This window comes from Enterobacter cloacae complex sp. HYC080_NIDB, from assembly GCF_056673325.1.
The window spans coordinates 1,061,924-1,075,649 of record NZ_CP114212.1 but is presented as its reverse complement, the minus strand read 5'-3'; the positions used below and the strand labels follow the sequence as shown (position 1 = coordinate 1,075,649).

The window sequence follows — 13,726 nt, the reverse complement described above, 5'->3', positions numbered from 1 at the left end:
CGCGGCCCGTGCCGCCCTGAACGCGTATTGCGCATAACGGCAGGAATGCCATTATGCGCAGGTCTTTTAAAGCGATTTCTTCAGGCGCTGCACCGCCTCTTTCAGCTGCTCATCTGTTGGTGTCACAAACGACATGCGCAGCGTGGTCTGGTCCGGTTCATTGCAGTAGAAAAACTCGCCCGGGACAAATACCACGCCGTTGCTTAACGTCTTTTCCAGCCAGCGGGTGGTATTCATACCGTTGTTCATTTTCGCCCACAGGAACATGCCGCCTTTAGGCTTGTGGAACGACATCACATCACCCAGCTCCGCTTCCAGTTCGGTGGCGAAGGTCTGGTATTTCTGGCGATAAGCTTCGCGGATCATCTTAATCTGCCCGGCCAGGCGACCGGTTTTCAGGTACTCATACGTCATTAACTGCGACAGCGTGCTGGTGTGCAGATCGGTGGTTTGCTTAAGGTTCACCACCGCACGCTTCAGCCACTCCGGCACCAGCACCCAGCCTACGCGGGTGCCCGGCGCGAGTATTTTAGAGAAGGTTGAGGTGTAGACCACGTTCTCTTCGTTACCGATATCTTTGGCATGGGCAATTAACGGGCGGAAGACCTCATCGGTGTAGTTAATTTCGCTGTACGGGTCGTCTTCAATAATGACGAAATCATAGCGTTTCGATAATTCCACCAGCTGTTTACGACGCGCTTCAGAGAGCGTCACGCCGCCCGGGTTACCAAAGGTCGGGACGATATAAACCGCTTTGATGGTTTTCTTTGCCACCAGCGCCTCAAGTTCGTCGACCTTCATGCCGTCGCCGTCGGTGCCGACGGATTCAAAATTCGCCTGCGCCAGGCCGAAAACCTGCAGCGCGGCAAGATAGGTTGGACGCTCGACGACGACGGTATCGCCTGGGTTAATTAATGCACGCGCCAGCACGTCGAGAGACTGCTGCGAACCGGACGTCACCACCACGTCATCGGCTTTACAGGCAATGCCTCGTCCTTCACAGATGCGTTGGATCTCTTCCCGCAGTCCTGGAAAACCTTCGGTCAGACCATACTGAAACGCCTCGCCAAAATGTTGCGATAAGACAGCATCCGCGGCTATTTTAAGCCCTTCGTGATCGAACAAATCGGGGTTCGGAATCCCTCCGCCCAGCGAAATCACGCCAGCCATTTTGCTATGTTTTAATAATTCACGGATGGCAGATGATTGCAGGCCCTGCGCGCTGCTGGCGAGTTTGTTTGCAGACATTCTTTGATTACCTTCTTTTTTTATATTGTGCCCAATCTTAGCAGAATATGGGCGATAAATTCCGTTAGCTTCGGAAGAGGACGTAAATCCTGGCGCCACAATAAATGCACCGGCCTCGGCGCGGGGGTGAACGGCTCCAGTACCCGAATCAACCTGCTGCTTGCCAGCTCTTCCGCCACCAGCACTTCCGGTTGTAGCAACAGCCCCGCCCCTGCGCGTGCCGCCATACGCAGGCCATAGCCGTCGTTACATCTTAAGATGGCATCACGCTTCCAGCGTACTTCCCCTTCCACGCCCGGTAGCCGCCACTCGTTACGCGCGGTCCATACCGTGTGCGAAAGACACAGATGATCCACCAGATCGGCAGGCGTTTGCGGCGTACCGTGTCGCGCTAAATAGTCCGGTGCGGCGCAGATCACCATGTTGTAGGGGCACAAATATTTCGCCACCAGATCGTCATTGCGAATATCACCAATGCGAATGGCCAAATCGACCCCCTCCTCCACCAGATCGACCATTCGGTTAGTCAGATCCAGTTCGATGCGCACCTGCGGGTAACGCTGTAAAAAGGTGGCGGTGAGCGGGGCGATCACGCAGCCGCCAAACGACGTAGGCGCCGTGACGCGCAGGGTTCCGGCCGGTGTGGCACGCAGGCGTTCAACCGCGTTTTCGGCGATTGAGACCTGCTCCAGCACCCGTCTGGCTTCTTCAAAATAGACGCGGCCCGCATCCGTCAGGCTCTGACGACGCGTGTTACGCTCAAGCAGGCGGGTGCCAAGCTGGGACTCCAGCAACGCAATATACTTTCCCACCATGACCGCCGACATCTCAAGGCGGGAGGCCGCGCCGGTAAAGCTGCCGCTTTCTACCACCGCGATAAACGTCTCCATGCCGCGAAGCTTATCCATATTCCGAACCTCTGGTTAGCAATCTTCTAACTTTAGCCCAGTTTATCTGACTTTTTATTTATTAAAGAATGAAGGCTCACACATAAGGAGTCAGCTATGAAAATCGTGATTATTGGTGCCAGTGGTACGGTCGGTCAGGCAGTAACAGAAGCGCTAAGCCGCCGTCATGAGGTGATCCGCGTGGGTCGTACCCAAGGCGACTATCAGGTGGATATCACCTCGCAGGAGAGCGTGCAGGCGCTGTTCGAGAAAATTGGCCGGGTGGATGCCATTGTCTCCGCCAGCGGTGGACTCTACTTTGGCCCGCTTGCGACCATGAAAGACAGCGACTTTAATCAGGGCCTGCAGGATAAACTTCTGGGGCAGGTGCGCCTTGCGCTAACCGGCCAGCACTATCTGAACGAAGGTGGCTCTATCACCCTGATTAGCGGCATTGTGGCGCACGAGCCGATTGCCCAGGGAGTAAACGCCACCACCGTGAATGCCGCACTGGAAGGGTTTGTTCGCGCCGCAGCCTGTGAGCTGCCGCGCGGGATCCGCATTAACCTGATTAGCCCGACGGTCCTGACGGAATCCGCTGAAGCGTACGACGGTTTCTTCCCCGGCTTTGAGAGCGTCCCCGCTGCAACCGTGGCGCAGGCCTATCGCCGCAGCGTGGAAGGGGTACAGAGCGGTCGGGTGTATAAGGTTGGTTACTGAGCCTTACGGGCGGCGATCAGCACCAGCATCGGGCGCTCTGCCTCTTCGGCCAGCGCGGGCCAGGCCGCAATTTGCCCCTGCGTTGGCCCCCATTCGTTGACTTCGCTTATCGTTAATCCGGCCTTGATCAGCGCGTTGAGCGTGGTGCCCAGCGTACGGTGATACTTGATGACCCCGTCCGCCAGCCAGTTGCTGACGCGCTGGCTCTCGTCCTGATAATGATTCACGCCCCAGAACCGCTCGCCGTTGTCGTCGGTCAGCCAGCCCTGGCGGGTGGCGCAGGTGTAAATGGGGTGCTCCATCGAGAAGACCAGGCTGCCACCGGGTTTAAGCGCGCGCTGAACGTTGGCGAATAACGTATCCAGTTCCGGCAGGTAGTGCAGTGCCAGCGAGCTGTAGACCAGGTCGAGGCTGTTATCTTTGAGCGCCAGCGACTCCAGATCGCTACGCTGATAATGAATCTGTGGGTCAGCGGTAAGCTCCGCAGCCCGGGCGAGCATCTTTTCTGAGATATCAACACCCGTGATGTCAGATGCACCCAGTTCGCGCGCAGCGCGACAAAACCAGCCGTAGCCGCAGCCGAGATCGATAACCGATTTCCCGGTTAAATCCGGCAGCATGCTTTTCAGCGAAGGCCACTCCGGCGCACCGTCCAGCCCCTGCACCGAGCGCGGAAGCTGAGCGTAGCCTTCGAAAAACGCCGGGTTGTCGTAGATATTTTGTGCCATGGCAGATCCCTCTTTAAGAATGTGACTCCCAGTATAAAACATTGCCGGGTGGCGCTGCGCTTACCCGGCCTACGATTTGAGGGTTTCAGTAGGCCGGGTAAGGCGAAGCCGTCACCCGGCTCGCCTTTAGCCCACAGTACCCCAGACCAGATTTCCCTTATGGAACGTCGCGGTACGCGGTGAAATCCGCGCCACGGCTTCGGCGGAGCACGAGGCATCCACCAGCACAAAGCTGGCGTCGTCCTGCGCTTTCGGCCACACCCGTTCGCCTTTGTCGTTCAGCGGCAGAACGTCACCGGTCGCGATACCGAGCGCCCGGGAGAGCGTCTGCTCGTTCGGGCGAATGTACAGCTGCGCGTAAAGATTGGCTTTTTCCAGCATATCTCCCAGGCCGTACGGCGACCAGTGGTCGATCACGCTGTCGGTGCCGGTCATGACAAACACTCCCTTATCACGCAGCTGTTTCAGCGGCATATGGAGGGTACCAATCGGCACGGTAGAGGCGATGGTTACCTGCTGCGCCGCCATGCGGGTCGCAATCGCATCCACCTCCTGCTCGTTAAGCGTCGCCAGCGCGAAGGCGTGGCTGATAGTCAGCTTGCCCTTCAGCTCCGGCGTTTTCTCCACCGTTTCCACCATGTAATTCACCGCCGCCACGCCCGCCGGGCTGGTTTCATGCAGGTGAATATCCACCCTTTGTCGTAATCCAGCGCAATCTGGAACATCAGATCGAGGGATTTCTCCATCGCGCCGTCGACGTTCGTCGGGTCCAGCCCGCCCACGTAGTGCGCACCGGCCTGCATCGCGTCGCGCATCAGTTTTTCAGAATGGGAAAGCAGCAGTCCGTGCTGTGGAAACGCGACAATTTCACAGTCAAAGCCAGGCTGGCGGCGCGATAACACCGCCTGCAGATTTTCCAGGTTTTTCAGGCCGGAAACCGGCTCAATGTTGCAGTGGCTGCGGGCGATAGTGGAACCTTTCGACTGGATCAGGTCGATAAGTGCCTCCGCGCGTTCCTGGGTGTAGGGCTGCAGCTCCGGCAGCAGCTTCTGCTCAAGGCGGATCATGTCCTGAATCGTGGTCCCCGCCGGGCGGTTCAGGGAGCGCCACGGACCGCCGTAGAAGGTTTTATCCAGATGGATGTGCATGTCGCGCATCGCCGGGAGCATCAGTTTTTTACCCGCGTCATAGTGAGGCAGAGACGCGTCGGCGTGGCTAATGTTATCGCGCAGGGCGACGATCTTGCCGTCTTTAATCTCCAGCGTTTTCAGCTCGGTGCGAGTGCTCGTCGCCACGCTGCCGTCGAAAGTAAACCCGGCTTCGAGCAGCACGTTGTCCAGATAGTAATGCTTCGCGGTGATGTTCATCGGTTTACCGGTCTCGCAGGCGGGCGCAGCGGTATCCGCAGCATACGCGACGGAGCCGGTGGCACCAAACAGCGCGCAGGCGGTGACCATTTTGCCGCTCTGGCTGATAAATTCGCGGCGGCTTTTATTATCATTCATCTTATTTTCCTTCATTCACAATATGGGTACCGGTTTCCCCGCGCAGTGCCGCGGGCAGACAGTCCGGGGAGGTGATAATCACTCGCCTGCCGCCGTGGTGTAAAAATTCCAGCGAGGCCACGATTTTGGGCAACATGCTCCCTGCCGGGAAATGGCCTTCCTCCATGTAGCGCGTCATCTGCGCCACGTTGACGGTATCCAGCGCCTGCTGGTTCGGCTTGCCGAAGTGAATGCACACCTTCTCCACACCGGTGGTGATAACCAGCACGTCGGCGCGGATCTCCCGTGCCAGCAGCGCGGTGGAGAGATCCTTATCTATTACCGCGTCGACGCTGCGGTAGTCGCCCTGCTCCGAGCGCACGACGGGAATTCCTCCACCGCCCGCGCCGATCACCACAAAACCTTTTTGCGTCAGCGCCTTGATGGCATCTGCCTCTACGATGCGCAGCGGCTGTGGCGAGGCCACGACGCGGCGATAGCCGCGGCCTGAATCCTCGACAAAATGCCAGTCCGGGTGCGCCTGCTGCAGATCATTGCGCTGCGCCTCGCTGAAGAAAGCGCCAATCGGTTTCGTCGGGTGCGTAAAGCCGGGATCGTCTTTATCCACTTCGACCTGGGTGACGACCGTGACCGCTTTTTGCTCCCCGCGCCCCGCCAGACGGTTGTTAAGCGCCTGCTGGATCAGGTAGCCGATACCGCCCTGGGTATCCGCGACGCAGTTTGCCAGCGGCGTCAGCGGGAGCCCTTCCCGTTCGTGAGCGATTTCGGCCCGGCGCAGATCCAGCCCCACCTGGGGACCGTTGCCGTGGGTGAGTACGATGTCATAGTCGGAGGCCAGCATCTCGAGCACGGACTCTGCCACCGCTTTGACCGCCTGCGCCTGATGCTCAACCGACTGGCTGGCGTTGTCTTTGATAATGCTGTTGCCGCCGATGGCGACGACCATAAGCTCTTTCATACGTTTTCCTTCGCAACGGTACCAGTCGCAGCGCTCGCCGCTTCGCGGCTATCCAGCACATGCTTCACCACAAACATGCCGCCCATCATCAGGTAGGCCGTAACGAACATCAGCGAACTGCCTTCGGCAAAGCCCACCACCGGGGCGTGGATCACCCCAAACAGTGCCAGCAGCGCCCCACCCGCGGCCGCAACGGCCCCGCGCAGCGGCTTGTTGATGATGGCGAAGATAGCGATACAGCCCCACAGCATGCTGGCAAGCGGCGCGCCGTTGCCGAGATGCATCAACCCTTCGTAGTAAATCCCTTTGCTGTGCAGCACGTCGGTGCCGATTTTCGCTGCGCTGGTCCCTGCCGCATTCATCACGCTGTTCATCATGGTGAGCGCCCAGTTGGCGATCCACGGGAACAGGCAGATGAAGATGACGGGCACCTCCACTTTCGGCGTTTCCCGCACCACCTGGTTGGCGGTAACGACGCCGATAAACACCAGAATGGGCACGATGGCAGTCATCGGAATGATGGCGAGCATAAATGCCCCCAGCCCAAACAGCGGCACGATGAACATGGTCACCCCGGAAGCCAGCGTGTAGCCAATGCTGGCCCCCATCACTTTCCAGCCCGGGTGGCCGACGTAGACCGTGACCGGGAACGGGTTACCCATCAGGCAGCCCAGCATCGACGCCAGACCGTTCGCCAGCATCACCTTACGGGTCGGGTACTCATCCCCCGCCGCGTGGGCGCTTTCGATGTTCTCCAGGTCAAAGATATAGTTCGCCAGCCCCAGCGGCACGGCGGATGCCAGATACGGCAGCGCGTGCGGCAGCCCCTGCATAAAGCTGTCGACGTGCACTTCCGGCGGGTTAAAGCCGAAGGATGACATAGACGCCTTAATGGCTTCCGGGCTTTGCAGCCCCGAGATCCACGCTAATGCCGTACCGGCAATCAGCAACAGCAGACCGGTCGGGATTTTGGCGAAAATCGGCTTTTTGCCGAACCAGTTGATAAAAATCAGCAGCAGTACGATGAATGACACGGTCGGCGCTTCAAACGCCTGCAGCATCGGGTTCATCGCCAGCAGCAGCAGACCTAAACCGGAGAGACACGACAGCAGCACGGTGCGCGGGATCATCTTGCGGATGGTCTCCCCGAGGAACGAACCGCCCGCGAGGATCATTGCTTCCACAAAGCACCACACCAGACCGATCTGAATCGCGAAATCCGCATCCCCGGTCTGCTGGTAGACCGGCATGAGGACCAGGAAGGTCACGGTAAAAATCGACGGCGCGCTCGGGCCGGACGGCAGCGCCGTCACGTCCGTGCGCCCGGTGGCACGGGCCATCTGCAGGCCAAACCAGGCATAACAGATGCTCGCCACCAGTACCGCCAGCCCGAAGGCTGGCGCGATGCGTCCATAAACAATCTCCTTCGGGATGCCGACGACAAAAATGAGCAGCCCCATCATGGTCAGCAAATTGGTCAGGTTGTTGGTCATCAACCCGAAATAAGCCGCCCAGTCACCTCTTTTCCACTCCAGTTTCATGTTTTTCATGGATACATGCCTTATAAAACGTAGCGATCGCGGAAGGTCAACAGCGCCTTTTCAAAACAGCTGAACGGCGGGTGAACGATGCCCGCCCCAATCATGCCGATACCGGCGTCCTTGTGGGCAATGGCGGTATTAATGACCGGCAAAATGCCGCTGCCTGCCACTTTGGTGATGTCGATGGCAGTCGGGATGCCCATAAAAGAGAGCAGCGGAATGGTGACGTTCGGGTTTTCGCCGAGGGTGATTTCGCGCATCTGGCGGGAGAAGTCGATGGCTTCTTCCACCGTGCCGCCCACCAGCGCCACAATCGCCGGCGCCGTCGCCATGGCAAAACCGCCGATGCCGTAGGTTTCCGTAATTGCGCTGTCGCCGATATCCAGCCCGGAGTCTTCCGGCTTATAGCCCGCAAACATCGGGCCAATGACCTGCTGCGCCGGGCCGGTGAACCATTGCCTCGGCAGGCCGGAGACGCGCAGACCGAACTCGTAGCCGTTGCGCGCCATGGTGGTGACAACGGTGCTGTACTCAATGCCGTGGGCGGCGTCCAGCGCGGCTTTGCACATTGCCATCCACGTCGGGCCGGAGAAGTAGTCGCTGCTGGCGACAAACTCGAACACCTCACGCTGCTGCTCAACAGGATAACCCGCCTGGATCAGACCCGGCGTCAGGGCCTGGATCAGCAGCGTAGTGCCCGCGTTGTTGCGGTTGTGGCACTCGTCGCCCATGTGCAGCGCCTGGGCCAGCATCAGACGAAGATCGATTTCACCGACGATCTTCATCGCGTCGCGCAGCATCGGGCCGAGCACGTCGCGCATCCAGTTCAGGCGGTCAATCACGCTCTGGTCGTTGGCGCCCATGCGCAGGATCTTCGCCATCTGCTCGCTGAGGTTGGTGAACGAGCGGTTGCCGTAGGTTTTGTTCTCAACGATGTGCATAAACATCGACGCGGAGGTGACGCCCGCCATCGAGCCCACGCAGTCGTGCTCGTGGCACGGCGAGAAGGTGATTTCCCCTGAAGCGGCGAGCCTTGCAGCCTCCTCCAGATCCGCCGCCAGCCCCTCGAACACCAGCGCGCCGGTGACCGCCCCTTTCATCGCCCCGCACATGTTTTCCCACGAGACAGGCGGACCGGCGTGCAGGATGGTGGTGCGGGTCATGCCCGGCACGACGTTAATCGCCTGGTCATAGCCCACCAGCACCGGGTGGGACTGAATAATGCGCTCAAGCGCGATGTGGTTAGCGGCGGCAATTTTCTCCGCCAGCGATTTTTCGGCCAGTTGATCGAGCGCCTCAACGATCTGCATGTTGCCCTGCCCTGGCGGCGTCCAGTCGAGCTGGGTCACGGGAACGTGCTGTTTTTTGAGGTCGTCGCTGAACATCGCGATACCGACGTTAATCACGTTCAGCGGCTGGTTAAATAAGGTGGTCATTATGCGTTCTCCCCTTTGCAGACAAATTCGCGAGCCAGTAATCCGGTATTGGTGCTGCTGCTGGCCCAGATGACGCCCGCATCGGTCAGGAGCTGGCACTGCTGAGCAAGCTTCTGCGGATCCTGGTCGGTACCAAGCACATAACCTAAGATCGCCAGCGGACGGCTGTCGGCCTTCGCGATCGCCTGCGCCTCTTTGATCGCGTCGAGCATCACGCCAACCGGATCCTCATGCGCGCCAAACCCGAGCACAAAATCCATCACGATGACCCCCACCTGCGGATCGCGCGCCTCCTGCAGCAGGCGGCTGATGCGGTTGGTCGGGTCGATCATCGGGTGCGGTTTGCCGTTGGTGAAATCATCATCGCCAAAGTCGAGGAAGGTATGGGCCTGGCTGACGTTGATGTCGCTCAGACGCTTCGCCGGATCCGGCTGGATGTTGCTGTAGACGTCGTCGTACTTCTCCAGCGCCGCAAACATCGCTTCGTCGCACAGGGTCCCACCGCAGAAGAGCCCACGAATGTATTTTTGCTGCGGGGTCAGGCGGGCGCGCACCTCTTCAATCAGCGGCCAGTTGAGCGGGTGCAAATCCAGAGACGCTTTGTCGATGCCGGTAAGGAGTACCGCTTTCAGGGCTGCCTCTTTGGTGGCTCGGGCAAACTGCAGACCGTCTTCATCAGCGGGCGGTACGTTGCGGCCGAGGAAACACACGACGACGGGCTTGAGGCAGGCGCGGACGCGGGCGAGGACTTTTTCAGCCACCGCGGGTGCGGGTGGCTTGGAGATGAGGGCAATCACCTGGGTGCCTTCATCGGCCTCCAGCATGTCGATGGCGTCGAGCATCATCAGGCCGCCGATTTTCTCGCTGAGATCGCGCCCGCCGGTGCCAATCAGCTGCGACACACCGCCGCCGAATTCATGAATGCGCACGCTGAGTTCCTGGCTGCCGGTCCCGGAAGCGCCGACAATCCCAATCGTCCCGCGACGTACCGCGTTAGCGAAGCACAGCCCCGCGCCGTTGATAATGGCGGTGCCGCAGTCCGGCCCCATCATCAGCAGCCCTTTCTGGTGGGCCAGCTGCTTCAGCGCCAGCTCGTCATCGAGCGACACGTTATCGGAAAAGAGCATGACGTTAAGATCGTTTTCCAGCGCCTGACGTGCTTCGCGGGCGGCGAAGGTGCCGTTGACGGAGATCACCGCAAGGTTGCTGTCCGGGCGATGGGTTTTGGCGCTGGCAATCGTGGCGTAGCGCGCTTCGTGGGAGCCTGCACGCTCTTTGCGCGTAAATAACGCTTCGATGGCCGCCAGCGTTTCATCATTCGCCGCATCGCCTTTAATAACGATCATCAGATCGCCGTTTTTCGCGTTTTCTAATTCCGGCGTCAGCAGTCCAAGGTTTTTTAATACGCCTTTATTCATCTCCGTCGCCATCGCCACAAAGGCCTGTTCAACTCCCGGCAATTTATTGGCTTTAGTGGAAACGGACATTAATGAGACGGAGTCAAAATAAGTGTTCTTTTTAATCACGATTTTCGTTGGCATTATTTGCACCTGTTTTCGGATAAAAGGGGGCTGCCGTCGTGCAAAATGCACGTCGGTAAAAATGCTTTTTTATTAAGCGGCCAGCCGGAACAGGCTGACCGTCGTCTTTACGAGCCGGCCGCCAGCAGCAGGTCGGCGATCGCGTGGTAGCCTTTTTCCCGCGCCAGCTCGAGCGGGGTTTTACCGTATTTATCGGTCATGTGCGGGTTCGCGCCGTTATCCAGTAACAGCTTCACAATTTCCTGCTGTTTCTCGCCGCCGTCATTCAACACGATGGCCTCCAGCAGCGGCGTCCAGCCGACAAAGTTGGTGTGGTTGACGTTAATATCGGTTTTTGCCAACAGCTCGCGCACAATTTCAACGTGGCCTTTCTCACTGGCCGGGGTAATCCCCACGCCACCGAAGCGCGTCAGGCGATCCAGGTCCGGATTTGCCGGAAGAACGATGCGCAGTAACGTTAAATCATTGGTCAGGCAGCTAATCAGGAAGGGGTTAAAACAGGTCTGGTCCTGTTTATCAATATCCGCACCGGCTGCAATTAAAAATTCCACACAGGCATAATGCTTTTTCAGGCTGGCAATAATAATGGCGGTTCTTTTCTGGCGGTTGGTGGCGTTAATATCCACGCCTTTCTCCAGACAGGCTTTTAGCGCGTCGACGTTCCCCTCTTCTGCCGCCAGCAGAAATTCCGTCACCAGTGCAGTTGCAGACATATTCAGACTCCCTATGTTTCATTTCTGATGACCTGAGAATAGCAACAGCCTGGTGATAAAAGAATCCGCTTAAAATTCATTCATCGACAGGCAATTCATTGTTGAGTTAAATTCAACGGTTCAGCTAAAACGTGCGTCTGTGCAACCTTTTTCTTATGTTTTACCGCTTTTTAGCGCCTCAGGCTGCATTATCCTTATGGCTGAAAAAGCCTTGTACCGCGCGGCCCTGAGCAAATAGTCAGAACTGTGACCGGCTTCAAATGTGATGTAACAGCGCTGTTAAAATATGTTCAAAACTGATGGCAACCAGGAGCCGTAATATGAATTCCATCTTTACCGAAGAGAACCTGCTGGCCTTCACCACTGCGGCACGTTTTGGCAGTTTCAGCAAAGCCGCCGCCGAGCTGGGCGTGACCACCTCGGCCATCAGTTACACCATTAAACGCATGGAGACCGGGCTGGACGTGGTGCTGTTTGTGCGTAACACGCGCAGCATTGAGCTGACCGAATCTGGCTTTTACTTTTACCGCAAGGCAACCGACCTGCTGAACGACTTTCACGCCATCAAGCGCGGAATTGATACCATTTCGCAGGGCATTGAGGCGCGGGTGCGTATCTGTATCAATCAGCTTTTGTATACTCCACGCCATACTGCACGCCTGCTGCAGGTGCTGAAAAAGCAGTTTCCCACCTGCCAGATCACGGTGACCACCGAGGTGTATAACGGCGTATGGGATTCCATCATCAACAACCAGGCTAATATCGCGATTGGTGCGCCGGACACCCTGCTCGACGGCGGCGGCATTGATTACACCGAGATTGGCGCCATCCGCTGGGTATTTGCTATCGCACCGGAACATCCGCTGGCCTTTGTCCCCGAGCCGATTGCGGAGAGCCAGCTGCGGCTATATCCCAACATCATGGTGGAAGATACCGCGCACACCATTAATAAGAAGGTCGGCTGGCTGCTGCACGGGCAGGAGGCGATTCTGGTGCCGGATTTCAACACCAAGTGCCAGTGTCAGATTCTGGGAGAAGGGATTGGCTTTTTGCCGGAATACATGGCCCGCGAGGCGGTAGAAGACGGGCTACTGGTCACCCGACGCATCAACAATCCGCGTCAGGATTCCCGCATGCTGCTTGCCACACAACATGCGGCGACCGGCCAGGTCACTCGCTGGATCAAACAACAGTTTGGTCCAGCGGGCGTGCTGACGAACATCTATAGCGATTTACTCTGGCGGGCTTAGCTTTTGGTTTGTACCCAAAACGCGTGGATAAGACCGGGAATGTAACCCAGCAAGGTCAAAAGAATATTCAGGATAAACGCCCAGCCAAACCCCTTACCGAGCAGCACGCCCAGCGGAGGAAGAATAATCGTAAAGACAATACGCCAAAAACCCATAAGCACTCCGTACAAGCTAACCAGTTGAAAATAAATAAGAGTATGACTCTAAGCGTAGCCAGTTTATCGGCTTCTGCCATCCAGACCCGTCCCATTTACCCTCTTTTACGCTTTTGGCAGTGGTGTAACGCACCGTAATAGTTTAGAATTTACTTAATTAAGGAAATGCTAAACTAAAATGACTGAACTTGAACAACTCCAGGCCAGCGCTGAGCAGGCCGCCGCCCTGTTGAAAGCGATGAGTAATCCACGTCGGCTGCTGATCCTCTGCACATTATGCGGAGCTCCCGGCACCCGTGCGGGCGACCTGGCGCGTGCCACCGGGCTGAGCCCTTCCGCCACGTCGCAGCATCTGGCGCGTATGCGTGAGGAAGGGCTTATCGACAGCACCCGTGAGGCGCAGCGCATTCTTTATTTCATTAAAAACGATGCGGTGCTTCAGCTCATCAGCACCCTGAAAACCCTTTATTGTCCGTAAGGAGTCGCCATGTCACTTCCGCTGATTACACCGCAACAGGCCAAAGCCCGCGTAGCCGAGGGCGCCAGACTCATAGATATTCGTGATACCGACGAATATGCCCGCGAGCATATTTCCGGGGCAGAGTCAGTACCGCTAGCCACCTTACCCGGCGGACTTAACGCACGGGCGGGTGAAATAGTGCTTTTTCACTGTCAGTCCGGTGCCAGGACGTCCGGGAATGCTGACCGCCTGGCCCAGGCGGCGTCACCCGCTCAGGCATTTGTGGTCGAGGGGGGCATTCAGGGCTGGAAGCAGGCCGGGCTGCTGACCGTTGAAAATAAATCCCAGCCTCTCCCGCTGATGCGTCAGGTGCAAATCGCGGCCGGGCTGTTGATTCTCTGCGGCGTGGTGCTGGGCTATAGCGTCTCCAGCGGCTTTTTCCTGCTCAGCGGTTTTGTGGGCGCCGGGCTGCTGTTCGCCGGTGTAACGGGATTTTGCGGTATGGCGAGACTGCTCAAGGTGATGCCATGGAACCGGCGTACCTCATAAGCAGTAATCTGTGAAAGTCACTGTACCCGGCGTCA

Annotated in this window: 13 protein-coding genes and 1 pseudogene; 4 read left to right on the top strand and 10 right to left on the bottom strand. The window is 57.9% G+C overall.

The genetic code is table 11. The features are described 5' to 3' along the window. Nucleotides 1-66 precede the first annotated feature (66 nt). Nucleotides 67-1,248, bottom strand: coding sequence for an aminotransferase-like domain-containing protein (locus O1723_RS05155; RefSeq protein ID WP_014884941.1), 1,182 nt, complete (start codon nucleotides 1,246-1,248; stop codon nucleotides 67-69). Between the two features lie 20 nt (nucleotides 1,249-1,268). After that, on the bottom strand, nucleotides 1,269-2,156 hold the full coding sequence (locus tag O1723_RS05150; protein WP_248190669.1) for a LysR family transcriptional regulator: 888 nt from the start codon (nucleotides 2,154-2,156) through the stop codon (nucleotides 1,269-1,271). 96 nt (nucleotides 2,157-2,252) lie between these two features. Here O1723_RS05150 and O1723_RS05145 point away from each other — a divergent pair, with 96 nt between their 5' ends. Next, entirely contained in the window at nucleotides 2,253-2,855 is a 603-nt protein-coding gene (locus O1723_RS05145; RefSeq protein ID WP_014884943.1) for a short chain dehydrogenase, read from the top strand. Here O1723_RS05145 and O1723_RS05140 read toward each other — a convergent pair. The 7 genes and pseudogenes from O1723_RS05140 to O1723_RS05110 all read right to left on the bottom strand — a co-directional run bounded on the left by O1723_RS05140 (nucleotide 2,849) and on the right by O1723_RS05110 (nucleotide 11,277). Beyond that, entirely contained in the window at nucleotides 2,849-3,583 is a 735-nt protein-coding gene (locus O1723_RS05140; RefSeq protein WP_014884944.1) for a class I SAM-dependent methyltransferase, read from the bottom strand. The genes O1723_RS05145 and O1723_RS05140 overlap by 7 nt on opposite strands. Before the next feature lie 126 nt (nucleotides 3,584-3,709). Next, nucleotides 3,710-5,088, bottom strand: a pseudogene (locus O1723_RS05135) (amidohydrolase family protein). Between the two features lies 1 nt (nucleotide 5,089). Beyond that, entirely contained in the window at nucleotides 5,090-6,046 is a 957-nt protein-coding gene (locus O1723_RS05130; RefSeq protein ID WP_023331135.1) for a carbamate kinase family protein, read from the bottom strand. Beyond that, on the bottom strand, nucleotides 6,043-7,596 hold the full coding sequence (locus O1723_RS05125) for a xanthine permease (RefSeq protein ID WP_248190671.1): 1,554 nt from the start codon (nucleotides 7,594-7,596) through the stop codon (nucleotides 6,043-6,045). Before O1723_RS05125 ends, O1723_RS05130 begins: the two co-directional genes overlap by 4 nt. Before the next feature lie 11 nt (nucleotides 7,597-7,607). Further along, complete coding sequence (locus O1723_RS05120; protein ID WP_014884948.1) at nucleotides 7,608-9,023, bottom strand: YlbE family protein; 1,416 nt, start codon at nucleotides 9,021-9,023, stop codon at nucleotides 7,608-7,610. Then, entirely contained in the window at nucleotides 9,023-10,564 is a 1,542-nt protein-coding gene (gene fdrA, locus O1723_RS05115; RefSeq protein WP_023337679.1) for an acyl-CoA synthetase FdrA, read from the bottom strand. Before fdrA ends, O1723_RS05120 begins: the two co-directional genes overlap by 1 nt. 107 nt (nucleotides 10,565-10,671) lie before the next feature. After that, nucleotides 10,672-11,277: an ankyrin repeat domain-containing protein gene (locus tag O1723_RS05110; protein WP_023337680.1), complete on the bottom strand. Its 606-nt coding sequence runs from the start codon at nucleotides 11,275-11,277 to the stop codon at nucleotides 10,672-10,674. Nucleotides 11,278-11,597: 320 nt separating this feature from the next. Between O1723_RS05110 and O1723_RS05105 the strand changes: the two genes are divergently transcribed. Then, nucleotides 11,598-12,527, top strand: coding sequence for a LysR substrate-binding domain-containing protein (locus tag O1723_RS05105; protein WP_014884951.1), 930 nt, complete (start codon nucleotides 11,598-11,600; stop codon nucleotides 12,525-12,527). On the opposite strand, the gene O1723_RS05100 is transcribed toward O1723_RS05105, so the two are convergent. Then, the gene (locus O1723_RS05100; protein WP_014884952.1) at nucleotides 12,524-12,682 is read right to left on the bottom strand and encodes a YqaE/Pmp3 family membrane protein; all 159 of its coding nucleotides are present in this window, start codon (nucleotides 12,680-12,682) and stop codon (nucleotides 12,524-12,526) included. The genes O1723_RS05105 and O1723_RS05100 overlap by 4 nt on opposite strands. A gap of 178 nt (nucleotides 12,683-12,860) precedes the next feature. Here O1723_RS05100 and O1723_RS05095 point away from each other — a divergent pair, with 178 nt between their 5' ends. Both O1723_RS05095 and O1723_RS05090 read left to right on the top strand, forming a co-directional pair. After that, nucleotides 12,861-13,160, top strand: a complete 300-nt coding sequence (locus O1723_RS05095; RefSeq protein ID WP_014884953.1) for an ArsR/SmtB family transcription factor — start codon at nucleotides 12,861-12,863, stop codon at nucleotides 13,158-13,160. Nucleotides 13,161-13,169: 9 nt separating this feature from the next. After that, nucleotides 13,170-13,691: a rhodanese family protein gene (locus O1723_RS05090; RefSeq protein WP_023337682.1), complete on the top strand. Its 522-nt coding sequence runs from the start codon at nucleotides 13,170-13,172 to the stop codon at nucleotides 13,689-13,691. Nucleotides 13,692-13,726 lie beyond the last annotated feature (35 nt).

Coding starts and splice junctions, on each gene's coding strand:
- O1723_RS05155 (WP_014884941.1), bottom strand. CDS start 1,248: ATGTCTGCAAACAAACTCGCCAGCAGCGCGCAGGGCCTGCAATCATCT.
- O1723_RS05150 (WP_248190669.1), bottom strand. CDS start 2,156: ATGGATAAGCTTCGCGGCATGGAGACGTTTATCGCGGTGGTAGAAAGC.
- O1723_RS05145 (WP_014884943.1), top strand. CDS start 2,253: ATGAAAATCGTGATTATTGGTGCCAGTGGTACGGTCGGTCAGGCAGTA.
- O1723_RS05140 (WP_014884944.1), bottom strand. CDS start 3,583: ATGGCACAAAATATCTACGACAACCCGGCGTTTTTCGAAGGCTACGCT.
- O1723_RS05130 (WP_023331135.1), bottom strand. CDS start 6,046: ATGAAAGAGCTTATGGTCGTCGCCATCGGCGGCAACAGCATTATCAAA.
- O1723_RS05125 (WP_248190671.1), bottom strand. CDS start 7,596: ATGAAAAACATGAAACTGGAGTGGAAAAGAGGTGACTGGGCGGCTTAT.
- O1723_RS05120 (WP_014884948.1), bottom strand. CDS start 9,023: ATGACCACCTTATTTAACCAGCCGCTGAACGTGATTAACGTCGGTATC.
- fdrA (WP_023337679.1), bottom strand. CDS start 10,564: ATGCCAACGAAAATCGTGATTAAAAAGAACACTTATTTTGACTCCGTC.
- O1723_RS05110 (WP_023337680.1), bottom strand. CDS start 11,277: ATGTCTGCAACTGCACTGGTGACGGAATTTCTGCTGGCGGCAGAAGAG.
- O1723_RS05105 (WP_014884951.1), top strand. CDS start 11,598: ATGAATTCCATCTTTACCGAAGAGAACCTGCTGGCCTTCACCACTGCG.
- O1723_RS05100 (WP_014884952.1), bottom strand. CDS start 12,682: ATGGGTTTTTGGCGTATTGTCTTTACGATTATTCTTCCTCCGCTGGGC.
- O1723_RS05095 (WP_014884953.1), top strand. CDS start 12,861: ATGACTGAACTTGAACAACTCCAGGCCAGCGCTGAGCAGGCCGCCGCC.
- O1723_RS05090 (WP_023337682.1), top strand. CDS start 13,170: ATGTCACTTCCGCTGATTACACCGCAACAGGCCAAAGCCCGCGTAGCC.